Raw genomic sequence first — 24,359 nt, 5'->3', positions numbered from 1 at the left:
TAGCTCAACGGAAAGTTAATTCCGTCGGAACCTCACATAAATAAAAAAAGTCCGGCTGCAATAACGCGATCGTTAGTTGCAGCCGGACTGTCATAGGTCATAAGACCGTTAGACTCCGAAGCTTTGCGGCCTAATCTTTCGATTAGTGTGCCCTATGAGATTTAATTAAGTGCTTCGTAAATGTAAGCGTAGATGACTGAGATCCTAGGCATAGGGAACTATCATGCTCAATATAGGTTAAGAGGAACAATTTGTCAATGATAAGAAAATACTAGTTGGTATACATACTACAAGTATTAACCTACTAGAGTTGAATCATACATCGGACAGAGTGTCGTATCTTACTCTATTACGAGAAATTGATATGCTAGTGAATTCAGATATAGAACATAAATATTCATTTGAATCGCCGCCATGTCCATATGATAATAATTAGAGTAGTAAGTTAAAAGACTGATTTGCAAATTCACATATGGTGTATACAGCCGGTAAAACAATCACCCCATAGGGCTTAAGATTTTTGTAAGGATTGAGTAAGGAATAAGAGAACACTGTCTTATACAATAACTATGAAGACATCGGGAAATTGGCAACTGAGTGAGAGGAGATACTGCCATGACGTATCTAGTACGTACACATCATCTGTCGAAGACGTTCCAAGACAAAGAGGTCGTCTCGAATGTAAATATGAATATTCGCCAGGGAGAGATCTATGGATTTCTAGGGCCGAACGGGGCCGGCAAAACAACGATCATGAAGATGATCACGAACCTAATTAAGCCTACGATTGGTCAAATCGAATTGTTCGGAGAAACATTAGCTCCTGATTCCTATCATCTGCTATCCCGCATGGGGACAATTATCGAATACCCCGTATTTTATGACAAGCTGTCGGCGAGAGATAATCTGGAACTGCATTGTGCATATATGGGGTATCACAATATGCATTCCATTGATGAGGCACTGGAGCTTGTGAAGCTTCATCATGTTGGAAATAAATCGGTCAAGGACTTTTCATTAGGAATGAAGCAGCGCCTCGGTATCGCGAGAGCAATATCGACGAAGCCGGAATTGCTTATGTTTGATGAGCCTATTAACGGACTGGATCCGATAGGGATTAAGGAGATCCGGGATTTGCTGCTTATGCTGAGCAAGCAATATGGCACGACAATTTTGATATCCAGTCATTTATTGGGTGAGATTGAGCTTGTCGCAGATACGATTGGCGTCATTAATCATGGCCGGTTAATTAAAGAAGTATCCATGGATGAGGTTCGAATGAAAAATTGTGAATATGTTGAGATTGTGACAAGCGACTGCACGCGAGCTTCATTCCTGCTAGAAGATAAGTTAGGCATACACAATCTGCGGGTTATGGATGAGCGGATGATCCGGGTATATGATCCGAATATCCAGCAAGGAGTGTTGACGAAGGAATTGGTCCTGAATGATATCCAAATTGAATCGATTCACAAGAAAAACAGTTCCTTGGAGCAGTACTTTTTATCGTTATTGGATGGAGGCGATCATGTTGCTTAATCTAGTAAAATTGGAGCTTCGAAAGTTTAAAATTGGCGGATACATACGTGGGGCGATCATAGCTAACGTCGTCATGATGGCGTTACTATTTTTAATGTTATATACCCGGACACCGTTAGATGATATTGCTTTTCCCGAATATAATGCCCTTTTTGCGGGCGTGGATTCAATCGTACGGCTGACGTTTATTACCTTTGCAGCTGTGCTATTATCACGATATATTATCGAGGAGTATAAATCTAAGACCATCAACATCTTGTTCATGTACCCGATAAGCCGGAAAAAGCTCTTGATCAGTAAGCTGTTCATTGTTTGTACATTTACATTCGTCAGCATTATTTTATCTGAAATCGTGCTCAGTGCGATTTTGCTGACGGCTAATGCCGTGAAACCCAGCATTCAAGAGACGCTGACCTTGTCGATTATCGGGGAAGGGGCATTCCAATTCGTGATGAACGCGCTGGCAGCGAGTTTGATGAGTCTCATTCCTTTATATTTTGGCATGAAGAAATATTCGACGCCGGTAACGATTACTTCTTCCTTGCTTATTTCGCTTATTGTATGCTCCAACAATGTAGGAGTTGGCGGTATATCGTTAAATTCCATCATTATCATTCCAATTAGCTTGGCACTAATTGGTGTATTCGTTATATATATGACGATTAAGAAGGTTGATCGAGTAGACGTTGTGAACTAGCGCAGCTGCTGTCGTGTCCAAGTTCGTTGAAGGTACGGCTTCGACAACGCGATTCAAAAACAAATTAAAAAAACAGGAATTGCTATTTAGGTAATCCTGTGGTAAGATAACTATATTCAAATTTGACCTGATTCACATATTGCAGAGGGTTATTTTGAAACAGAATAACCTTGTCCAATATGTGAATTTTATTTATTAATGTAAATAAGAGGTCATGTAAATTTTAGGAGGTATTTGTTCATGCAAACAGGTACAGTTAAATGGTTCAACGCAGAAAAAGGTTTCGGTTTCATCGAAGTTGAAGGCGGCAACGATGTATTCGTACACTTCTCCGCAATCACTGGCGACGGATTCAAAACGTTGGACGAAGGCCAACGCGTTGAGTTCAACGTAGTTGAAGGCAACCGTGGACCACAAGCTGAGAACGTTGTAAAGCTGTAAGACACGTAAATACAATGCCCCAAACCTTAGGTTTGGGGCATTTATTATAGGTATTCAGAATAAGCTGTACAACAAGGAGCTGACCCTCAGGGTCGGCTTTTTTCATATGAATTGGTAATGATTATGTACGAAGTGAGCTTGGAATGTGCCATGTAATTGTCGATCTTTTTTTGTGCAGGAAAGCGTATGAGCTTCCTAAATTATGTTATGCTATTTGCAAGCAAGCTAACAATTTGCATGACTGCAAGGGGATAGAACCATTTTCAGACAGATTAATATAGAGGCTGGTGGATACGTACAACATGGAATTATCCGAGATTACCTCTTATTTTACAGAAGAACATTTGACGGCGCTGTTGGAGCAATTCCGTTCCTTCGGGCCGCTGCCCGGCATCTTGTTAACATTCATGAAATCCTTTATCCCTCCGCTGCCTACCATTGTCATTGTTGGTGTCAATGCTGCGGTATATGGGCTGTGGTGGGGGTTCCTTTATTCTTGGATCGGAATTGTGAGCGGCTGCATGTTGACGTTCCTCATCGTTCGCAAGATAGCAGGCCACCCTCTGCTGTCTCGTTGGGCAGAAAAGCCGAAGGTGAAGAAGAGCATGTTGTGGGTGCGTCATAACGCCTTCAGTTATGTTTTCCTGCTCAGTATTTTTCCTGTAGGGCCGTTCGTCCTCATAAATATGGTCGCGGCCGTGGCGCGTATGCGCATTCGTTCCTTCTTCATCGCCATTTTATTCGGGAAGGCGCTAATGGTGTTCACCGTATCTTATATTGGCCACGATATTCAACGGTTTATTGATCACCCATTGCAGCTTATTTTTGTTGTCTTATTTATCGGTCTGTCCTTGTATATAAGCAAAAAAATTGAAGCGCGCTTTACACGTTATGCTAATGAAGATGAACGCAGCGCTGCCACCATAGAACAACATAAGCAATCGGTATAAAGGTTCCCCGGATAAACTCCGGGGATTTTCATTTTTACAGAAGAAATCTGGCTCATTACATGACAACCATAATAAACCTAATGAACGTCAAGCAAACGCTGCTCTTGCTTTGTGCAGGATCTCGGTAATGCGTGCCTCATGTTGCTCCAGCTTCTTCTTGGACTGATCAATTTGACGAATAAGAGAGACGAGCGATGTTAGGGATTGGAGCGAGCTTTTTGCATCCCCCTTCTTGACGGCTCGATGGAGTGAGCTCCATAGAGGTGTAGCGCGTTTATGGAGTTCGCTGACCCTGCTCCGCTCAGATTTCATTTGCGCATTGACGGAAGGAATGCCCGCCAAAATCTCACGTACACGTTTGACGAATTTCGATCTGCTGTCTCGCGCTTTCTTCACAGCCCCTACCTTTGCTTTAATATCCATTCGGGCTAGCTGTACAGCGGCCTTCACAATACCGCGCTGCTTGCGCAGCATTTCCTTTCTCTCGTCTTTTTTGGAGACTATACGGGAAATTTGATCGTTCAGTAGCTGATAAGAAGCGAACAGGGGCTCATAGCGCTGTCTTGTCTGCTTTAGAGAGGCTTCCAGTTTGTTAATCTTATCAGTATCCCATTGCTGGAGTCTGCTGCGGATATTGGTTAAGATCTCCTTGTTTTTTGCTTGCAGCTTTTTTAATGAACCATCACGCTGCAGGATTTGATTTTGCAGAGCAATCAATTCACTGTACATGGTGTTCATAGAGCTTGCTTGTACAGTCGCTGTCGATTCCGTCATTTTCGTCATTGCTGACTTGGCTGAGGGAGACAATTCTTTCCCGGCTGCATGGGATATAGCTAAGAATGGTGGATGCAGGAGCAATGCGATTAGCATGATAGCTATGATGTTCCCAATTCTTCTTTTCATTCTAAACCTCCTTAATCGTTCATTCATTTTCCAGGCAACAAAAAAACCCGCAAGAAGGGCGTTTCTGCCCATTCCTACGGGTGCTTCCGTCGCAAGAAATGTTGTTATTCAATGCTTATGTAAAATATAACCAATCGGTTGTGTCTTTGTCAAGACGATCACTGATCAGGCTGACGGGTTTCGTAGCGATGGATGTTGCGAAAATGTAAGTAAAAGATAGCAGATTGTCATGTAATTCGATGGGTTCAATGAATGACACCCTGTATACTGGAGATTATAGAAGACAGTGAATACTTCATCATCCCAACTTTGCCTTAGGAGGAAATAAGCTATGATCGTTACCACAACATCAATTATTCAAGGAAGAGAAATCGTAGAATATAAAGATATTGTTACAGGAGAGGCCATCATGGGCGCTAACGTTGTTCGAGATTTCCTTGCATCTGTGCGTGATGTGGTGGGCGGACGCGCTGGCGCTTATGAAAGCAAATTGAAGGAAGCGCGCGAAATTGCGATGGAAGAAATGAAGGATGCAGCAAGACGGCTCGGAGCCAACGCTGTTGTCGGCATTGATGTGGATTATGAAGTTGTGCGTGAAGGAATGCTGATGGTTGCCGTAAGCGGCACCGCAGTTGTTGTTCGTTAATTAAGAAGTGGAATAACTAAGAGGTCTGGACAGCTTATTGCGAGCAGGACAGACCCCTTTCGCTATAGAAAAAAATGCGGCCAGCCTCCAGTCCATGAACCGGTGAAGCCAGCCGCGGTCATCGAAGTTGAGCGTTCTACTTCGTGTGGGCGTAATTGGTGTTGTTCGTTAGTGTAGGGAGCATCCGCGTTGATTCAACCATGGCGGATTGGCAAATCGGGCAGGTTGGGGTTTCGTCGAATGTGAAGTTCTCCCGCATCCAGCAAGAGCAGCCGTCTTGACTGCATTGCCAAATGGATGTTTGCTCCTCGGGAACTGGCTCGGGTTGTTTTTTTGCATAGTACATGGTAGAACCCTCCTTTTATTTGTGCGCGCTGATGAGATGGGATAAATAAAAGCGCGGGCTGAATGAAAAGAACTGCCCATATGGACAGCCCCTCTATTCACGATTGACTCGGCAAGTTCCAAGTATGTTTGCGAGCGCAGTCGGCACGGTGATAACAAAAATCACATAGTCATGCCGTTTTGCATGTTGCCGCTCTTTTATTATGTGAGGCAACTTCGAAAAATATGCGAAATTTTCTAATTTCACATGATGCTGTAAATGAATGAAGGAGGTCAAATCCATGAATGCCATCCCAGATCATCTTGCTCCGCATTTGCGCATTTTGTTCGTTGGCTATAATCCCAGTCTGAGATCAGGGGCGACAGGGCATCATTATGCCAATCCACGCAATCGATTTTGGCAAATCATTTATCAGGCGGGGCTGACCCCGCGCTTATATCGGCCGAAGGAAGATGGGGATCTTATTGAACTGGGTTATGGATTTACGAATATTGTCGCTCGACCAACGCGTACAGCTGCGGAAATCACGGCAGAGGAATACGCCGAGGGCCGACAGTTGCTTCGACAAAAGATTGATACTTATAAGCCGCAAGCTGTATGCTTTGTGGGCAAGGGCGTATATGAGAAGTACAGCGGGCGCAAGGGTGTTGCTTGGGGAATACAACATACACCGGTTATTGAGGGAGTATGTGAATTTGTGGCTCCTTCCTCTAGCGGACTTGTGCGGATGAAGCTTGACGAGATGGTAAGCATTTATGCTCAATTAGCAAGTTATCTCTCCATCTAAGAGTAGGATAAGACTCCTCATTTAACATGGAGGACGATGAAAGAGCATTTGCGAGGATAACTGCAAACGAACGGTACTTTGCCATGTGGATGATCTTTCTTGCGGGCAAAAGCGGCAGGAGGAGCTGTCACCACATTTTTCTAACATGAGTCTACTCCGTATACTTAAATAGGCTAAAATTGTGCACGTACAACAAGCGAGGAGTGACTTCTGTTTGAGTTACGAACAAATGTTAGATCGACGAAATGAACTGTTGAAACGGAATATCCAGCAATATATTGCGCAGGACAATCAGCACGGATTGAATTCACAAGAACAATACTTGATGAATCATATGATTAAGGAGCTTCACCAGAATATGCATGATCTTCATGCCAGCCATAAATAAGGCAGTTCGGTGGATGAGGTTGAATATAAGAGGAATAAAGGCGTCTGCTTCAGCAGGCGCTTTTTTGTGTGCATTTAAGCACTTATGGATAGGGTGCTTGAATCGGATTCATGACTATGATAGACTACTGTCACAAAATAGGTAGTCGGCTAAATAAAGGGGAGGGTGTTTGCAAGCGATGGATGATACATATTTGGATTCGCTAGAGGTGCTGCTCACGCAGGTTGTTCGGGCGTACAACAATGAAATGATGAAGAAGGTTCAGGACGTAGGCATTCATCCTGGTCAGCTGCCAATGCTATTTTTGCTCAGTGATCAGGATGGCCGCAGTCAGAAAGAGCTGGTAGCGAAGGCGAAAATTAAGCCAGCAACCGTAACAGTGATGCTGAACCGCTTGGAGAAAGCGGGACTCATTGAGCGGCGGTCAGATGAGGAAGATTTGCGCGTGTCGCGGGTGTATTTGCTGCCAAAGGGCAAGGAGGCAGTCGGATATGTGCAGGAGGCAGTGAAGGAAGTTGAACAGCAGTGCTTTCAGGGATTCCGAGAAGAGGAAAAAATACTGCTTCGCCGTTTTTTGCTGCATATGCATCATAATCTATCTCCTTATGATGAGGAGGAAACAGACGAATAAGTTCGACATTTATTATTAGTTGTCAAACTAATGTGAAAGGTGTGCGCTAATACCATGAAAAAGTTATTTGCTTATATACTGCCCTATCGCAAAGCGGCACTATGCGCCATGCTCCTCATGCTCGTTGAGGTCATGTGTGATTTAATGCAGCCGACACTTATGTCTCATATTGTTGATTATGGTGTAGCGAATCAGGATATGGGATATATCGCAAGAACAGGGCTCATGATGGTCGGGATCGCTTTGGTTGGAATCGCAGGTGGAATGGGCTGCGTCTATTTCGCCAGCACTGCTTCTCAGCACGTCGGTGCGGATATTCGCTTGGACATGTTCAAGAACATTCAAACTTTCTCCTTCGACAAATTGGATCAGTTCCATACCTCCTCTCTAATTACTCGATTAACGAACGACGTGGTTCAAGTCCAAAACGTGGTTCTTATGATGCTTCGCATGCTGACGCGTTTTCCGCTGTTGTTTATTGGCGGAATTGGCATGGCTTTTGCCCTAAACGCGCAGATGGCTCTTATTTTCCTCGTGACAGTGCCGCTGCTGCTTGGGGCATTAATCCTCATTTTTCGTAAAGGCATTCCCTTATTTAAACATGTACAAACAAGACTGGATAAATTGAATGGCATCATTCGTGAGAACCTTGCAGGAGTTCGCGTAATTAAAGCATTTGTTCGCTCTGATTATGAGAAAGAACGGTTTCAAGAGAAAAATGAAGACTTGGCAGAGATGACGGTAAGGGCAGCTCGAGTTATGGCGCTCATGATGCCTGTCATGATGCTGGTGATGAACTTTAGTATTGTAGCTGTTCTATGGTTTGGCGGCATGAAGGTCGACGGCGGTAGCATGCAGGTGGGCGAGGTCATTGCATTTACAAACTATATGATGCAGATCTTGTTCGCCCTCATGATGGTTGGAATGATGCTAATGACGTTGTCTCGTGCCAAGGTATCTGCTGACGGATCGCAGAGGTGCTGAATACGAAGACTGATATTGCTGATAACATTGCTGACAACGTCGCTGATGCCTCGTACAGCAGTGCAGATAGCTGTGCAGATGGTGAAGCATGTAATCTGGAAGATAGGTCGTCAACACATTCGGCTTCGCGCGGTGAGCTCTCCTTCGATAATGTCTCTTTCGGCTATGCGGGGGGAGGGGGACAACTGGTACTGCAGCAAATTTCCTTCACGGCGCAACCGGGAGAACGAATTGCCATTCTGGGGTCGACCGGTGCGGGTAAGTCGACGCTTGTCAATTTAATCCCTCGCTTCTATGATGTGACCGAAGGTCGTATCCTGCTCGATGGGACAGATATTCGTCATATTCCCTTGCGCTATCTGCGGCAACAGGTTGGCATGGTGCTTCAGGAGTCTATTTTGTTCTCGGGGACGATTCGGGATAATATTCGCTGGGGGCAAGCGGATGCGGCGGAAGAAGAGGTGCAGGCCGCTGCTGAAGCCGCGCAAGCCACTGAGTTCATTCACAAGCTGCCCGATGGTTACGATACGATAATTGGCCAGCGGGGTGTCAATCTGTCAGGCGGGCAGAAGCAGCGCTTGTCCATTGCACGGGCGCTGCTGAAGCGGCCCGCCATCCTCATACTAGATGACAGCACCAGTGCGGTGGATACAGGTACGGAGGCGCGTATGCAGAAGGCGTTCCGTGAACAACTGAAGGGTACGACATGCTTCATTGTTGCCCAGCGAATTAGTTCCGTGCTGGATGCGGATCGAATCATTGTGCTGGATGACGGCTGTATTGTTGGCATAGGTACTCATGGGGATTTGATGGAGAACTGTGACGTGTATCAGGATATTTATCGTTCTCAAGTAGGAGAGGAGGCGGTATAGCATGTCAGAACATCATTCTCGTTCAAGGAGAGAGCAAGAGCAAGGTTCCGCCACTGAGCCCTCCATAAAAATGATGGGACATAAAGGGCCTGGTTCGGGCGGAAGCATGCATCTCATGGGTTCCCCCAAGAAGGCGAAGCAATCCAAGGCGACGGTGTTAAGGCTGTGGAGGTACTTGCGTGCAGAGCGTACGCCGCTGTTTCTTGTTTTTCTGCTCGTCGTCGCAAGCTCCATATGTGCACTCATTGGGCCCTACATGATTGGCAAGGCTATAGATAGTCTTGGAATTGGCCGCGGTACGGCGGACTTCGCGCTGCTCGGAACACTGGTATCGGGATTAATTATGATATACGCGCTCGGTGCATTCACGTCATGGACTCATACGTATATGATGGCCAGCATATCGCAGCGGACGGTCAAGGCGATTCGGAAGGATGTATTCGATAAGGTACAAACATTGCCGCTTCGTTTCTTCGATGAACGTCCTCGCGGTGACGTGATGAGCCGATTGACGAATGATGTGGAAAACATCAACAATTCTTTAACACAGAGCACCATTCAGATTTTCACTAGCGTTATCACAGTGACTGGGGCTATCACTATGATGATAGCACTGAGTCCTGTACTGGCATTAATCAGCCTTATTGTCGTTCCGCTTGGGCTGTTTGTTACACGGAGCATTGCCAAGCGTACACGCCGATTTTTTGCCGATCAACAGCGCGAGCTGGGAGACATGAACGGATATATTGAAGAAATGATCTCGGGTCAGCGAGTGATTAAGGCATTCTGTCGTGAGGAAGAGGCAATTGCTATCTTTGCAAAGAAGAACATGCAGTTGAAGAAGGTAGGCATTCAAGCGCAAGCATTCTCAGGGTTCATTCCCCCGCTTATGAATGCCATCAACAATATCAGCTTTGCCTTAGTGGCGGCAGTCGGCGGTTATATGACGGTTCAAGGCGTCATTACAATCGGCATTATTACGGCTTTCTTGAATTATTCCAAACAGTTCGCTCGTCCAATAAATGAGCTGGCCAATCAATACAATATGCTGCAAGCGGCGATTGCGGGTGCGGAGCGTATCTTTGAGATTATGGATGAACAGCCGGAGTATGCGGATCAACAGATGAGTTTGCCTATGACGGGTATAAAGGGAGAGGTTGTCTTTCGCAATGTATCCTTCGGGTATAAGCCGGACGTGCCAGTGCTGAAGCATGTTGAACTGACGGCGAGTCCCGGACAAACAATAGCGCTTGTAGGCCCGACAGGGTCGGGGAAGACAACGGTTGTCAACTTGTTGATGCGCTTCTATGATGTCAATGATGGCTCTATTCTCATCGACGGCCAAGACATCAGGGATATGGATAAGGACGAGCTGCGCGCCTCTATCGGCATGGTACTGCAGGATACCTATTTGTTTGCTGGCACTGTGAGGGATAATATTCGGTACGGAAGACTGGACGCGACAGAGGAAGAGGTTGAGCAGGCGGCAAGGCTGGCTAACGCACATTCGTTTATCATGCGTCTATCTGGTGGCTATGATGCTGTTCTGACAGAGGACGGAAGCAATGTAAGCCAAGGCCAGCGTCAGTTGTTGACGATAGCGCGGGCTATTTTGGCCGATCCGGCCATCTTAATCTTGGATGAAGCGACGAGCAGCATTGATACGAGGACAGAGATGCATATTCAGAGGGCGCTTCAAATCCTGATGAAGGGACGTACGAGCTTTGTGATCGCGCATCGATTAAGCACTATCCGAGAAGCGGATCAAATCCTTGTTATTGAGAATGGATGCATAATAGAGCGTGGAACGCATAGTGAATTGCTGAAGATGGAAGGATTTTATTACCGATTGTGCATGAACCCTCTTGCCCAAGAAGTGTCCTAATGCAATCGGAGTTTTACAATTGGCATTTTAATCCAATGTCGGCTTGTTAGGAAGAGCTGCTTGTATCGAGGAGGCGGCTCTTCTTTGTGTCTGCTGCAAGCACTTTTTGCGGGGGCTGTCCATGGATGTAGGTTGATCAGGGACTTGAAGGATGTTACGATCATACTTCCGGATCCATGTGAGCATTAGCAAAATAGGTTCAAGTTAAAGAAGAGGTGAGGTAAGTAATGTTTACACACAGATTTGCACCCTATCAATATACTGGCTGGGGATCGGTAGCCCAGCTGTTGCCTGAAGTAGAGCGTCATGCGCCAAAACGGATATTATGCGTTACAAGCAAGTCGGTTTATCGCAACGGCACTGTGGAGCGTGTGCTTCAACCACTCAAGAAAGCAGGCTATGAGATTGACATTTATGCGGATACGATGCCCGAGCCGCCAATTGCGGCAGGCGAGGCGCTCGTCCAGTATACGCGTGAAGGGAAGTTCGACCTCGTCATTGGTTTGGGCGGGGGAAGCGCGATGGATCTTGCGAAGCTGGCGGCAGTTCTATCGCAGCATGAGGGAGCAGTAGCGGAGTATTTGAATCTAAGCGGGACTCGTCCATTGACTGTAAGGGGCCTGCCGAAAATTCTTATCCCCACGACATCAGGAACAGGCTCGGAAGTAACGGATATTTCCGTGCTGTCATTGGACACGACCAAGGATGTTGTGGCTCACGATTATTTGCTGGCTGATGCGGCGATTATTGATCCAGAACTGACTGTGAGTGTGCCGCCGCGGGTTACTGCGGCATCGGGAATGGATGCACTAACACATGCGATTGAGGCTTATGTATCGATCCACGCCAGCCCAACTACGGACGGGGTAGCGCTGCATGCGATTCGCTTGATTAGTCGTTCGCTCGTCCGGGCAGTGAAGGATGGTACGGACAAAGAAGCGCGGACTGACATGAGCTATGGCAGTTATCTAGCCGGCCTAGCCTTTTTCAACGCAGGAGTGGGCGGCGTTCATGCTCTTGCATACCCATTGGGCGGACAATTCCATTTGTCCCATGGTGAGTCGAATGCTGTGCTGCTGCCGTATGTGATGAATTATATCCGTGGCGCTTGTATGACTCGTCTTCGACATATTGCAGAGGCGATGGGCGCAGATACTCGGGAATTAACGGATGCAGAGGCATCTTGCTTAGCGGTCGAACGGATGAAGCAGTTGATTCAAGAGTCAGGAATTCCGCATACGTTGGATGCTTTTGAGATACCTCGTGATGCATTGGATTCGCTCGTGAAGGATGGCATACAGCAGCGGAGATTGCTCGCTCGCAGTCCGCTGCTGCTGACGGAAGACGATATTCGACGTGTGTATTCATCTGCTTTCGAAGGGGTGCCGACAGAGGCAGCTCCGATTCATCATGAGCCATGAACCATCAGCGGTAAGGGACTTAGAGCCAATAATTAGAAAACCATTTATATAGAGAAGGAAGGGTCTGCTTCTCATGCATCCATTTAGACGTGGAAGCTGGGAAAACAGGCTCTTTTTTCATTTGACACAATTGAGTTGTAAGGATCACATGTAAGTGGCGGAATAGGCGTGTATAATAGGGGTATTAGGTATTATAGGAACTTAGGAATGAATATCACATGTATTCCAGATTGAACACTACCGGATGCAGGGGGAGACGGCGTAACTATGAAGCGTATCGTAGATGTTGCAGCGCAATTAGGCATTCCACAGGAAGAGGTAGAACAGTACGGGAAGTACAAGGCCAAACTGGGGCAAGAGGTATGGGATCGCGTAGCTAATCAACCGAACGGGAAGCTCATTCTTGTCACCGCAATGAATCCGACGCCGGCAGGAGAAGGGAAGACATTGACGACAATTGGGCTGACGCAGGGTCTAAATCGTATTGGACGCAAGGCGGTAGCGGCTTTGCGGGAACCATCTCTTGGCCCATGCATGGGGATGAAGGGCGGTGCTACAGGCAGCGGAAGAGCGCAGCTTGTGCCTGCTGAAGATATTAACCTACACTTTACTGGTGACATTCATGCTGTGTCATCCGCGCATAGTGTGCTGGCTGCTATGCTGGATAACCATATTTATCATGGAAACGCGCTGCGTATTCATCCTTCGCGTATCGTATGGAAGCGGGCGGTCGATATGAATGACCGTGCGCTTAGAAGCATCGTAATTGGTCTAGGAGATGGCAATGGTGCAGTTCGCGAGGATGGGTTCATGATTACGACGGCCTCGGAGATTATGGCCGTATTGTGCTTGGCTGAGGATATGGACGATCTCCGCAGCCGCTTGGGACGCATTGTGGTAGCTTTTAATGAAGAAGATGAACCGGTTACTGCGGCGGATTTGAATGCAGTGGAAGCGATGTGTGCATTGCTGAAGGATGCCATCCACCCGAACCTAGTGCAGACTGGAGAGGGAGATCCGGTGCTGGTGCATGGCGGGCCTTTTGCGAATATCGCACATGGCTGCAGCAGTGTTCGGGCCACGCGACTTGCACTGAAGCTGGCTGATTATGTAGTAACGGAGGCGGGCTTTGGGGCCGATCTTGGAGCAGAGAAGTTCATGGATATTAAATGCCGTCAGACGGGATTGTTCCCATCGGCAGTTGTACTGGTTGCTACAGTAAAGGCATTGAAATATAACGGCGGTGTTCCCAAACAGGAGCTTGCTGTTGAAAATGTGGATGCGGTTCGGGCCGGATTCGTAAATGTGAAGCGCCATATTGAAAATATGAAGCAATTTGGGGTGCCGCTAGTTGTCGCAGTGAACCGATTCGCAACCGATTCGCCTGCCGAGCTTGAGGCTGTCATAGAATTATGCGGGGAATCGGGAGTACGGGCGATTTTGTCGGAGGCTTGGGAACAGGGCGGCGAAGGATGCCGAGAGCTGGCACATTATGCAGCAAACTTAGCTGATTCCTCCGAAGCAGAAGCGAAATTCCAACTGTTGTATCCAGATGAATTCTCTATTGAGGAGAAGATTGAAGCAGTCGTTACACGCATTTATCGTGGTGCAGGCGTTCATTATCATCCTGCAGCGAAGCGTGCGCTGCGCAAGTTAGAGCAGCTTGGTGTGAGCCGATTGCCTGTATGTATGGCGAAAACTCCATATTCCTTCTCGGATCGTGCAGGTCAGCTTGGAGCACCTGAGCAGTTCACCGTTGAAGTGAAGGATGTCCGTTTGTCTGCTGGGGCTGGCTTTATTGTGGTGCATACAGGGCAAGTGATGACGATGCCGGGAATGCCGACGGAGCCCGCTGCTGAGCGCTTATCTGTTGACTCGCAGGGCCGAATTACGGGCCTGAGCTAGTTCAAGAAAGGATTGATCGTTGTGGCAATAGCAGAGATTACTGTAATTCCTGTGGGCACGGGCTCTACAAGCTTGAGCGGGTATGTGGCAGGGATGCAGAAGGCACTGGAGAGTGTCGAAGGTATTACCTATGAGCTCACCGCGATGGGAACGATTATAGAAGGGCCGCTGGATCGGCTGCTTGCAGCGGTGCAAGCTCTTCATGAGAGTCCATTTGAAGCGGGAGCGCAGCGAGTGTCTACTGTGCTAAAAATAGATGATCGAAGAGACAAGCCTTCTTCGGTAGCTCAAAAGCTTCAATCCGTACGAGAAAAGCTGAATAAGGACAACGAAGACGCCCAAATATAAATGACGACAAAAACACCCGGTATGATGGCCGCTAGCGCTGCATACCGGGTGTTCGTGCATGAAGGAGCGGCAGCTCCGTCATTTATTGTTCCAATTTCTCTTCTTGATGCAAGATTTGGATCGTATCGATTGCCTCGGCAGCGATATCTGTAATAATCCCATCTGCCCCTAGTGTGTAGAAGCGCTCAACACTATCCACATCATTTACGGTCCATACATAAATAGGCTTGCCGCTCATCTTCGCGGAGCGAATCAGCCTAGGTCGAGCGAATGACTCTTCTACGACGAAGAAGTCTGCCTCGAATCGATTGAGCGGAGCGAAGGTTGCAAAAATAACATATCCAACCGTTAAGTCTGGTGCAGCCTTCTTCACTTGCTGTACGAGCTCATAGTCGAGGCTTTGCACGATAATTTGTTTTTCGGCTTTATGTTTTCGTATCGTGTCGACAAAGATAGGAACAAGGTTTTTCTCATGCCCATGTGTTTTCAGCTCTACATTCAGCTTGATCTTTCCCTTTGTTCGCTCCAGTACATCGTCAAGGGATGGCACGTAGTCACTAAATTCTCCAACGCGCAGCGGAATTTGCTGTAACTGAGCGAGAGTGAGGTCGTACACATTCACATTTTTGCCGGACAGCCGCTTCAAGTTCTCATCATGGATGACGGCAAGCTTGCCATCCTTCGTTTGCAGAATGTCGAGCTCAATATAATCGGCCCTTGCTCGAATAGCTCCTTCGAAGGCCCCCATCGTATTTTCCACACCGGAGGTAACAGCGCCCCGATGAGCCATAATAATGAACTTATCATTGGCTTCTCCCCAATCAGTCAGTAAGGTGGTTGCACCCCAGCCGATAGCGATCAAAATGAGCAGCCCGAAAGTAGTCACTGCTGAACGGTACCGCCGTAGGAGTGAGCGCCGCATATCGCGGCCTTCCCATACTGATGCATCAACTCCATCGATATCGATGTTCACATTGTGAACACCTTGATAACGTACGTACAACAATGTAATAACGGTAATAAACAGCGGCGTCATGACAAGGGTAGCGATATACAAGCCTAGACTGAGCATTATACCGAATGTGATGAATAAGGTAGACTCGCCGCCTCCATCAGGAAGCATCATTCCAATGAAAATAAATAAACAGATAAGCAGAATGAACAGGATTAGGAAAATGAAGGCCCATTCTAATACTGCTCTAACTAAAGACCACTTGCTCCGCCAGAACAATCGGCCGCTTCTGCGAGCAGCGTTCCAAAATTGATTTTTCCCCTCTAATACCATAATCGGAAGGGCGTAAATGCAAAACAAATTCAGAACAAGGATAATCAGTGCAACAATGACCAGGGCGATCGTTCCAATACTTGTCTTCATCAGCTCTCCGGTAACGAAGTTTGGTATCGTTACATTAGGCAGCAGTGATCCGCCGATGCCAGCGTCAAGCAAAGGGAACAGCAGCAGCAAATAGAGAGCGAGACCGAATATCCCGATGCGCCATAAGCCTGGAAGGCGAGAAATCGCCTTGAGCAATACAGGCCGAATTCGTGCTCGCTTTTCCAGAATTCCATAATAGGCAATGTAGACGAGAACCGCGAGCTCGGTGTAGATGAGCATTATTGCGATCGGTGCCATGAGCAGGAGGCTGATTAGGCCATATCTGCTGAACACGAAGCGCAGCAGGTCATGGTTGGCGGCTGCATTGAAGCCCCCAACATCGAGTATTTTGTTGAACAGTATAGTGAGCAGCGGGATGAATACGCCTATCGTCAACAATTTATACACCAATTCAAATAGGAGGAAGGGACGATACGCATATTTCCACACCTTCACAATATCCCGTGTCATTCGAAAGGGGATGAAGCGGGAACGGTGCTTTTTGGTATGCTTCGCATTCATGATTTCGGTTTTCCTTTAGATACAGTATCGTTAATCTATAGTATTCATTATAGACGAAGCTTCGGTTGTTACCAACACTTGGGGATGAAAACGGCCAGTTTTAATTAGTAAAATATAGTTGATATTGTGCGTGGAATGAATAGACTCAATACATGTTGACGATAGAAAATATATGCTAGGAAACAAAGGAACAGCCCTCTCACTTCAAGCAGAAGGTAAGAGGGCTGTATATTCCGGGTTATCGTTCATTAGGCTGTCTGTGGCTAAATTGCTTATACCCAGCCTCTTGCGCGCATAGCTTCAGTAACGCGCTGAAGCGAAATCATATAAGCAGCCGTACGAAGATCTGTACCGTACTCTTTTGCCAAATCGCGAACAGCATTATACGATTTCACCATATTCACTTGAAGCTTCTCAAGAACTTCTTCCTCACTCCAGTAGTAGTTCATCAGGTTTTGTACCCATTCGAAGTACGATACGGTTACGCCGCCGGCATTCGCCAGGATGTCAGGGATAACAATCGTTCCGTTTTTATTCAGGATTGCATCCGCTTCAGGTGTTGTTGGGCCATTTGCGGCTTCTGCAATGATGCGTGCCTTAACGCGCGGTGCGTTTTCCTGCGTAATGACATTTTCCAATGCAGCCGGAATTAAGATATCAACGTCCAGTTCAAGCAACTGCTCATTGCTGATATGGTAGCTTGCGCCGTAGTCCAGGATTGTTGCTTCGTCCTTCAACTGCTCTACTCGATCCAAATCAAGGCCATTTGCATCGTAAACACCGCCGCGGGAATCGCTGACTGCGACAACTGTCGCGCCCAGATCTGTAAGCAAGCGAGCTGCAATACGTCCAGCGTTACCGAAGCCCTGAACGGCTACCTTTGCTTTTTCGATTGGCAGCTTAATATCTTCCAATGCGGATTGGATCGCGTATACGCAACCTTGTGCAGTTGCTGCGTTCCGACCTTGGGAGCCGCCAATAATAATTGGCTTGCCTGTAATGACTCCTGGGGAGTTGTGTCCGCGCAAGCGGCTGAATGTATCCATCATCCAGCCCATAATTTGTGGTGTTGTATATACGTCTGGAGCTGGAATATCGCGCTCTGGGCCTACGATGTCGGCAATTGCCTCCATGAATGCGCGGCTTAGACGCTCAAGCTCGCCTTTGCTCAATGTGCGTGGGTCAACGATAACGCCGCCCTTGCCGCCGCCGTATGGCAAGCCAACAACGCCGCACTTGAATGTCATCCACATGGAAAGTGCTTTTACCTCGTCAATTGTTACATCCGGATGGAAGCGAATGCCGCCCTTTGTTGGTCCTACTGCATCGTTATGCTGCGAGCGATAGCCTTCAAAGATACGAACGGAGCCATCATCCATTCGAACCGGAAAGCTGACCGACAGAACACGCTTTGGTCTTTTCAGTAGTTCTGTTACATGCTCCGGCAATTGCAATTTAGCAGCAGCAGTATCAATTTGCCTCTTAACGATTTCATATGGGTTAAGTACTTCTGTTTGTTCGCGTTGTATGGTTTCCATAGGACTTCCACCTAACCTCTCTGCAATATAGGAACACTTTTCACACATTATACTGACAATGTGCGCTTTTTGAAATACGAATTGTCGCAAATACGACCGTTTCCGTAAAAGAAGATTTTACACAGGGTGATAAAATTTATTACATTAATATAATCTTTTATGGTCATAAAACCTTTTTATAGAAAAAATTTAACAATTCCCCGTCATTTTTGTGTCCTTTATGAGTGTACATATACTGTGTGTATTCATAGATATTTTGCTCATAAACCCATGAATTATAAGGGTGGTGAATAGAAAAATATATGTTGTTTTGTCTATTCCAAGAGTACAATCTGACCAAGTCTAAAAAGTTACACTGGTTAATTCAACCATGGGGGCAGAGGGGAGTTGTAGTTTTGGGGGATACGAATGAAGATAGTCCAAATTTGTGATTGTTCGTCTTTTGGTGAAATACGGCTTTTTTGTATGAAAAAAGAGGCGCCTGCTTGTCGGTAATTCGAATCCGACAGAAGCGGCGCCTCGTATATTCTTAATCGAGTATTGAAACTTGTAAACCATTAATAAATTCGTTAGGATACGTATTCGGTAGCAGGAAAAGAACCGATATACTTGGCGTCAGGACGGTAGATGACATTATCCTTTGCCTGCTCAATCATATGGGCAGTCCAGCCAACCGTGCGGCTGGCCGAGAAGGTTGGTGTGAACAGTTCACTAGGCAAGCCGATAGCACGCATAATGGCTGCTGCATAAAATTCAACATTCGCATATAGTTTCCGGCCCGGCTTATATTCATCGAGCAATCGTACGGCAGTGTCCTCAACGGATTGGGCCAGATCCAGCCAGTGATCACTTTCCTCCATCTGTGCAATGCGCATCTTCAATGCCTCTGCTCGTGGATCGCGTGTCCGGTAAATTCGGTGTCCGAATCCCATCAACAGACGATGCTGCTCCAATTGTCCGCGCAGCCAGTCTTCCGCGCAATCAGCAGTTCCGATTTGCTCTAGCATTTCGGTTACACCGGATGGTGCTCCGCCATGAAGCGACCCCTTCATTGCGCCGAGCGCTCCTGTTAATGCGGATACCATATCCGACTCCGTGGAGGTAATGACGCGTGCAGTGAAGGTAGAGGCATTCAGTCCGTGCTCCATCGTAAGGATCATGTACGTTTCTAGAGCACTGGCATGAATATCGGATGGAACCTCACCGGTAAGTAAATATAAATAATGAGCCGCATGGCTCAAAGAACTGTTAGACGGAATCGACTCCCAGACGGGCAGTCCATTCTTCTTGCGATATAGATTCGCGATAATGGCAGGCATTACCGCTGTTAGCGCCATCGCTTGCTCGACGTGTGGAGCGCCTTCGTATACTGTCGTTCCTAGTACAGATACTGCGGTGCGCAGCTGGCTCATCAAGTTCATGTCTGAAGGAAGCTGATTCAAGCATTGGATGACAGGCTCAGGAAGCTGTCTGCAGCGTACCCAGGCTGCCTTGAAGGATTGCAATTCTGCTGAGTTCGGCAGAGAGCCGTACCAGAGCAAGTAAGCCACTTCCTCGAAGGAATGTCGAATAGCAAGCTCTTTTGCATCATAACCACGATATAGCAATATACCGGCATTTCCGTCAATGAAGCTCAATTCGGTTTCCGCAGCAACAACACCCTTTAATCCCTTGTCAACCATCATTTCCCTCCTCCTTTATTATGTATTATTATATACATGGCATTTGATTAAAAATATTGAAACGTTTTTATTGGTTTGATAGGGAATCCTAATCAATGGGAGCTGATTACAATGGATTTGAAGTGGATTCAAACGTTTGTGCATGCAGCTGCGCATGAAAATTTCCGCCGCACCTCAGAGGAATTATTCATCTCTCAGCCGACAGTCACGATCCAGATTAAGCAGCTCGAGCAATATTTGGGTTCGCGCTTGTTCAAGCGGGTTGGGCGTAGAGTAGAGCTGACAGAGGAGGGACGCCGATTTCTTCCGCATGCGAAGCATCTGTTGTCTGTACATGAGGAAGGATTGCAGGAACTGCATCGCCTCAAGCAGGGCTATTCCCGGAGATTGAATCTTGCGGTATCTCCGCTCGTAGCGGCTTATCTCATTCCCCATGTGCTGAATCGCTATGTAAGCGCCAATCCTGACGTGGAAGTTCAAGTTCAAGTGCTGGAATCGAAGCAGATTGCCGATGCAGTGCTGCAGGATCAGGTGGATCTTGGCCTGTCCCGCCTATGGGCAAGCGATGCACGGCTTACCTGCGATATATTGGGGGAAGATGAGGTGGTGCTGGTCGCACCTCACGATGGGTATGATGCGGAAAGTGCTGCCCCTCTTCATTTAGGCGATTTGCTGGCGACGCATATGCTGCTTACTTATAATCATCCGGAATATTGGGAACCGTTGATGCAGGAGCTTCAAACGAGGTATCGATATATTCGCACTATGCTGGTTACCCAAGTTCATGTGACGAAGCGGTTTATCGAAGAAGGGTTGGGCATTTCCTTCTTGCCTGAAATTACAATTCGCCGTGAACGAACGGAAGGCCGATTGCTTCAGGTGGATTGCCCGGAATTGGTGCTGCCAACAGCAAGAACATATGCCATTATGAAGCATGATGTAACGGAGGGTCGTCGCTTTTTAGAGTTTTTCCGGGGATTTATATAAGTGGGCATGAGCCTGACTTTACTAATATGGATTTGAACAGAGTCGTCATTAACGGTATGCTAGTGCCAAGAATAGTGGAGTGACAGGGAACGGGGAGGACACCGATTGTGACCAATATATTAATTGTGGATGACGATAAGGAGATCGCAGGCTTAATCGATATTTATTTAAAAAATGAAGGCTATCATACAATTAAGGCTTTCAATGGTTTGGAGGCACTGGAGGTGCTTGAGCAGGAATCGATTGATCTCGTCATCCTTGACGTCATGATGCCTAAGCTGGATGGTTTGGCTGTGTGTCGTAAAATTCGCGAGCAGAAAGCGACGCCGGTCATGATGCTCAGTGCGAAATCTGAGGATATGGATAAAATCATGGGCCTCATGACCGGGGCGGATGATTATATGACGAAACCGTTCAATCCGCTTGAAATGGTTGCGCGTGTGAAATCGCTTCTTCGCCGTGCTTATTTATTGAATTCACAGCTTCAATCCCAAGCGCAGCCATTGGATGTGATTCGCATTCAGGCGATGGACATTAACAAAGCGACGCATTCCGTGAAGGTGGATGGGCAGCCGATCCATCTAACAAGTGTGGAATTCGACATTCTCTATTTAATGGCGAGTCATCCGGGCAGGGTATTCAGTGCGGAAGAATTGTACGAACGAGTATGGAAGGAAGACTTTAATGGATCGCACAATACGGTGGCGGTTCATATTAGCAAGCTTAGGGACAAGCTGGAATCCAGCGGGGGCAAGCTTATTCAGACCGTATGGGGAGTAGGGTATAAGATTGAAGACACCATGGTATAGAAGTATTCGGTGGAAGATGCTGTTCACATTTATGTTTAGCATAATATTAGCATCTATAACTGCATACCTGTTACTAGGCTTTGCCCTATTTGTGTATAGTTACTTTCATATCGAGCTGCTTAACGATCTGTTTCGGTTCTTAGAAAGGCTGTTTGGGGTTGTTGGACCGCTGATCGTAGTCGGGCTTGCCCTGTTCGTCGGCATCTATTTCTTATTGAATCGCAGACTGATCAAAAGTATGGAGCAAATTACGGCAACCGTACAGCGTATGGCTGATGGCAATCTTGATGCCCGCTGCACCGTTGCCTCGGATGATGAAATTGGCAGGCTTGCTGATAACATTAATCGAATGGCCGAGCAGATTAAGCTGTCATTAGAAGAAGAGCGCCTTGCAGAGCGCACCAAAAATGAACTCGTTACCAGTGTGTCCCACGATCTTCGTACACCCTTAACCTCTATTATGGGGTATTTAGGCTTGGTTGAGCAGGATCGATACAGGGATGAAGTGGAGCTGCGGCATTATACAAATATTGCTTATGAGAAGGCTCAACGTTTACATGTTATGATCAATGACCTATTCGAATATACCCGCATGAACGGTGGAATGACGCTGCATACGAGACCGCTCAATATTGTAGAGATGGCAGGCCAGTTGTGTGTACACTATCGCTATCCGATGGAGCAGGAGGGTCTGACCATCTCCATGCATAGTGATGAGGATCAGTATTGGATCGAGGCGGATCCGGACAAGCTGGTGCGGGTGTTCGACAACCTGCTAACGAATGCAATGCGATATGCGCCGCGCGGATCCGAAGTGGGAATATTCCTTCGCAAGCGGGGGCAACGGATTATGATCTCTGTGCACAATAGCGGGGAGCCTATTCCTACTCATGATTTGCCGCACATCTTCGATCGCTTTTATCGCGTGGAGAAATCAAGATCGGAACATTCCGGCGGCTCTGGATTAGGTCTTGCCATATCCAAGACGATCGTGGAGCTGCATGGAGGCACAATTGAAGCGATAAGCAATCAGGAAGGCACTTACTTTGTCGTGGAGCTGCCATGCTGTTCGACACCTCCAGAGAGACAAGAAGGGGCCGTCTGATAGGATGATCCGATAAGACATGTTTTATGAAATGCAACAATATGCTGGCGAAAAATGTCTGGCTGGGACGAATACTGTACATGTTGAAGAACGAATAACAATTCTGCTATTGCAGTATTACGTCCTTTGTTTTGTCTATTGCTCAATTCATAATTACTTTACATTTATTGATCGGAGATCCAATCCCAAAACGGGAAACCATAAATGCTAATAAACATGTCTAAAGATTTCAACATATTATTACCGAAATAAGTTAATTTATTTTCTCCAATAGAAGGTTTCTATTTTCTATTCTTAAAAACAGTAAAAGCAATAATAACCATTAAGATTAGATTTCCTATTATTGTGATATCAAATGGAAGATTCTTATTTGAAAATAGCAAGAATCCTGTTGAAACAACAGCTACTGCAAGTAAAAATAATGCACTAAGCAAATTAGGTCTTTTTGAGCGTTTAAAAATCAGCAGGATAACTCCTACAGCAATAAGCGCGTAAAATAGGAGCAGCATAGTAACACTTAGAAACGGCAACCCGTTGTTTAACAAAGGGATCACTCCTAATTCGATAGCCTGCCCTTTAACTTATCAAATTTGTTAGGACTTAAATGTCAATCGGTCATCATAATCCCATACCCAATACTCTTCTCCGTGAAAGTCTAAAAGTCTGGCTAACCATGTAGTAAAATCAGAATGAATTTTAATTGCTTCATCAATCGGATCTATACCGCCCAGATAAAACATGTAGGGATATTGCTTGGATTTACACCTATTTGAATCAATATATATGCCGCCATTCCACAAGATCTTTTGACACGTCTCCGTTACAAGTAAATGCGACTATCTCTTGATTCGGGTATGCTTTTGTATAGTCTTCATACGATTGCAGCAACGTTTTAATCGTTTTCAAATTATGTTCACTCCAAAGTGTAAAGACGCCTCCAAACCGACTGTATTTTTGAGGATGGAAGCGTCTTTTTTTTATAAATTTGACTATAATCTTTAATTATTTGAAGACTTAAACGTTAACTTGTCTTCATAATCCCATACCCAATATTCTTCACCTTGGCAGATAAACAGTCTGGTTAGCCACGTGGTAAAGTCGGTGTGTATTGGAATTGCCTCGTCAAGTTGATCTATGCTGCCTAGAAAAAACATGTATGGATACTGCCCCGAGCGACATCTTTCAGAATCAATGCATATATCCCCTGTTGTGAGGTCTGTCCTGGCAATAGGATACCAATGCTTGGGTAGTTTCTTGGAACCGTCGCTTATGCCTTGTATGTCCTCTAAAGTGTAAATATTTATTCCTCCACCGTAATATGGATGTTGGAACAAAACGCCTCCATTGTGAAGAAGGTAAAACTCCCTTAAATCAGAAGGGAAGTACCATCCATTTTTTTTGATGAATTGATTCAGTTCATCTTCTGAAACGGAAGGATTCCATTTTATTAAACTCTCCCTGCTTCCATTTACCGTAAAGATGTTTAATTCTTCATTTGTAAATTTCCTTGAATAATTTTCAAATGATTGCAGCAACTCTTTTATAGAATCCAAGATTGCACACTCCTGTAATTAAGTATTTTAATAGTAGTCCCACCA

At 46.2% G+C, this 24,359-nt stretch carries 22 protein-coding genes, 1 pseudogene and 1 riboswitch; of the genes and pseudogenes, 16 read left to right on the top strand and 7 right to left on the bottom strand.

All coding sequences use genetic code 11. The features are described 5' to 3' along the window. Positions 1–74: 74 nt before the first annotated feature. A riboswitch (cyclic di-GMP riboswitch) is annotated at positions 75–162 on the bottom strand. A gap of 453 nt (positions 163–615) precedes the next feature. From ACQ5BJ_RS16115 to ACQ5BJ_RS16100, 4 genes are all read left to right on the top strand, one after another. Continuing rightward, entirely contained in the window at positions 616–1,539 is a 924-nt protein-coding gene (locus ACQ5BJ_RS16115; protein ID WP_430111502.1) for an ABC transporter ATP-binding protein, read from the top strand. Beyond that, entirely contained in the window at positions 1,529–2,236 is a 708-nt protein-coding gene (locus tag ACQ5BJ_RS16110; protein WP_005543635.1) for an ABC transporter permease, read from the top strand. The genes ACQ5BJ_RS16115 and ACQ5BJ_RS16110 overlap by 11 nt, the downstream gene beginning before the upstream one ends. Positions 2,237–2,476: 240 nt before the next feature. Then, a complete protein-coding gene (locus ACQ5BJ_RS16105) occupies positions 2,477–2,677 on the top strand; it encodes a cold-shock protein (protein WP_005543633.1) in 201 nt (66 codons plus the stop codon). 302 nt (positions 2,678–2,979) lie between these two features. Continuing rightward, positions 2,980–3,627 carry a TVP38/TMEM64 family protein gene (locus ACQ5BJ_RS16100; protein WP_163974862.1) on the top strand — a complete coding sequence of 216 codons (648 nt, stop codon included), beginning with the start codon at positions 2,980–2,982 and terminating at the stop codon, positions 3,625–3,627. Positions 3,628–3,714: 87 nt separating this feature from the next. Here ACQ5BJ_RS16100 and ACQ5BJ_RS16095 read toward each other — a convergent pair whose 3' ends face one another. Next, positions 3,715–4,530, bottom strand: a complete 816-nt coding sequence (locus tag ACQ5BJ_RS16095) for a hypothetical protein (protein WP_430111499.1) — start codon at positions 4,528–4,530, stop codon at positions 3,715–3,717. A 331-nt stretch (positions 4,531–4,861) separates the two neighbouring features. On the opposite strand from ACQ5BJ_RS16095, the gene ACQ5BJ_RS16090 reads away from it, so the two are divergent. Next, a complete protein-coding gene (locus tag ACQ5BJ_RS16090) occupies positions 4,862–5,176 on the top strand; it encodes a YbjQ family protein (protein ID WP_163974858.1) in 315 nt (104 codons plus the stop codon). 136 nt (positions 5,177–5,312) lie between these two features. Here the strand turns inward: ACQ5BJ_RS16090 and ACQ5BJ_RS16085 are convergent, their stop codons facing one another. Next, the gene (locus ACQ5BJ_RS16085; RefSeq protein WP_005543627.1) at positions 5,313–5,522 is read right to left on the bottom strand and encodes a cold-shock protein; all 210 of its coding nucleotides are present in this window, start codon (positions 5,520–5,522) and stop codon (positions 5,313–5,315) included. Between the two features lie 280 nt (positions 5,523–5,802). Between ACQ5BJ_RS16085 and mug the strand changes: the two genes are divergently transcribed. The 8 genes and pseudogenes from mug (at position 5,803) to ACQ5BJ_RS16045 (ending at position 14,743) form a co-directional block, all read left to right on the top strand. Beyond that, complete coding sequence (gene mug / locus ACQ5BJ_RS16080; RefSeq protein WP_430111497.1) at positions 5,803–6,309, top strand: G/U mismatch-specific DNA glycosylase; 507 nt, start codon at positions 5,803–5,805, stop codon at positions 6,307–6,309. A 214-nt stretch (positions 6,310–6,523) separates the two neighbouring features. Then, a complete protein-coding gene (locus ACQ5BJ_RS16075; protein ID WP_005543625.1) occupies positions 6,524–6,697 on the top strand; it encodes a hypothetical protein in 174 nt (57 codons plus the stop codon). A gap of 178 nt (positions 6,698–6,875) precedes the next feature. Further along, positions 6,876–7,328, top strand: coding sequence for a MarR family winged helix-turn-helix transcriptional regulator (locus tag ACQ5BJ_RS16070; protein WP_430111495.1), 453 nt, complete (start codon positions 6,876–6,878; stop codon positions 7,326–7,328). Between the two features lie 54 nt (positions 7,329–7,382). Next, positions 7,383–9,184: pseudogene (locus ACQ5BJ_RS16065) on the top strand (ABC transporter ATP-binding protein). A 1-nt stretch (position 9,185) separates the two neighbouring features. Next, complete coding sequence (locus tag ACQ5BJ_RS16060; protein WP_430111493.1) at positions 9,186–11,069, top strand: ABC transporter ATP-binding protein; 1,884 nt, start codon at positions 9,186–9,188, stop codon at positions 11,067–11,069. Positions 11,070–11,296: 227 nt separating this feature from the next. Beyond that, positions 11,297–12,490 carry an iron-containing alcohol dehydrogenase gene (locus ACQ5BJ_RS16055; RefSeq protein ID WP_430111491.1) on the top strand — a complete coding sequence of 398 codons (1,194 nt, stop codon included), beginning with the start codon at positions 11,297–11,299 and terminating at the stop codon, positions 12,488–12,490. Positions 12,491–12,757: 267 nt separating this feature from the next. Next, positions 12,758–14,395, top strand: coding sequence for a formate--tetrahydrofolate ligase (locus ACQ5BJ_RS16050; protein WP_268599365.1), 1,638 nt, complete (start codon positions 12,758–12,760; stop codon positions 14,393–14,395). A 21-nt stretch (positions 14,396–14,416) separates the two neighbouring features. Next, positions 14,417–14,743: an MTH1187 family thiamine-binding protein gene (locus tag ACQ5BJ_RS16045; RefSeq protein WP_005543619.1), complete on the top strand. Its 327-nt coding sequence runs from the start codon at positions 14,417–14,419 to the stop codon at positions 14,741–14,743. A gap of 82 nt (positions 14,744–14,825) precedes the next feature. On the opposite strand, the gene ACQ5BJ_RS16040 is transcribed toward ACQ5BJ_RS16045, so the two are convergent. From ACQ5BJ_RS16040 to ACQ5BJ_RS16030, 3 genes are all read right to left on the bottom strand, one after another. After that, on the bottom strand, positions 14,826–16,640 hold the full coding sequence (locus ACQ5BJ_RS16040; RefSeq protein WP_430111488.1) for a glycerophosphoryl diester phosphodiesterase membrane domain-containing protein: 1,815 nt from the start codon (positions 16,638–16,640) through the stop codon (positions 14,826–14,828). 272 nt (positions 16,641–16,912) lie between these two features. Continuing rightward, the gene (locus tag ACQ5BJ_RS16035) at positions 16,913–18,178 is read right to left on the bottom strand and encodes a Glu/Leu/Phe/Val family dehydrogenase (protein ID WP_005543617.1); all 1,266 of its coding nucleotides are present in this window, start codon (positions 18,176–18,178) and stop codon (positions 16,913–16,915) included. Positions 18,179–18,747: 569 nt separating this feature from the next. Continuing rightward, positions 18,748–19,860, bottom strand: a complete 1,113-nt coding sequence (locus ACQ5BJ_RS16030) for a citrate synthase/methylcitrate synthase (RefSeq protein WP_005543616.1) — start codon at positions 19,858–19,860, stop codon at positions 18,748–18,750. Between the two features lie 111 nt (positions 19,861–19,971). Between ACQ5BJ_RS16030 and ACQ5BJ_RS16025 the strand changes: the two genes are divergently transcribed. The 3 genes from ACQ5BJ_RS16025 (at position 19,972) to ACQ5BJ_RS16015 (ending at position 22,761) form a co-directional block, all read left to right on the top strand. Continuing rightward, positions 19,972–20,847: a LysR family transcriptional regulator gene (locus ACQ5BJ_RS16025; protein WP_005543615.1), complete on the top strand. Its 876-nt coding sequence runs from the start codon at positions 19,972–19,974 to the stop codon at positions 20,845–20,847. 104 nt (positions 20,848–20,951) lie between these two features. Beyond that, positions 20,952–21,656: a response regulator transcription factor gene (locus ACQ5BJ_RS16020; RefSeq protein WP_268594209.1), complete on the top strand. Its 705-nt coding sequence runs from the start codon at positions 20,952–20,954 to the stop codon at positions 21,654–21,656. Further along, entirely contained in the window at positions 21,637–22,761 is a 1,125-nt protein-coding gene (locus ACQ5BJ_RS16015) for a sensor histidine kinase (protein ID WP_163974839.1), read from the top strand. The genes ACQ5BJ_RS16020 and ACQ5BJ_RS16015 overlap by 20 nt, the downstream gene beginning before the upstream one ends. 281 nt (positions 22,762–23,042) lie before the next feature. Here the strand turns inward: ACQ5BJ_RS16015 and ACQ5BJ_RS16010 are convergent, their stop codons facing one another. Together ACQ5BJ_RS16010 and ACQ5BJ_RS16005 are read right to left on the bottom strand one after the other, a co-directional pair. Next, positions 23,043–23,306, bottom strand: a complete 264-nt coding sequence (locus tag ACQ5BJ_RS16010; protein ID WP_430111484.1) for a hypothetical protein — start codon at positions 23,304–23,306, stop codon at positions 23,043–23,045. Positions 23,307–23,759: 453 nt separating this feature from the next. Beyond that, positions 23,760–24,314: an SMI1/KNR4 family protein gene (locus ACQ5BJ_RS16005; RefSeq protein ID WP_430111481.1), complete on the bottom strand. Its 555-nt coding sequence runs from the start codon at positions 24,312–24,314 to the stop codon at positions 23,760–23,762. Between the last annotated feature and the right edge of the window lie 45 nt (positions 24,315–24,359).

Origin of the sequence: Paenibacillus sp. B1-35 (assembly GCF_050474385.1) — a bacterium.
Lineage (GTDB): Bacteria > Bacillota > Bacilli > Paenibacillales > Paenibacillaceae > Paenibacillus_B > Paenibacillus_B alvei.
Note: the sequence above shows the minus strand (reverse complement) of the source record. Positions and strands in the feature narration are given on the sequence as shown.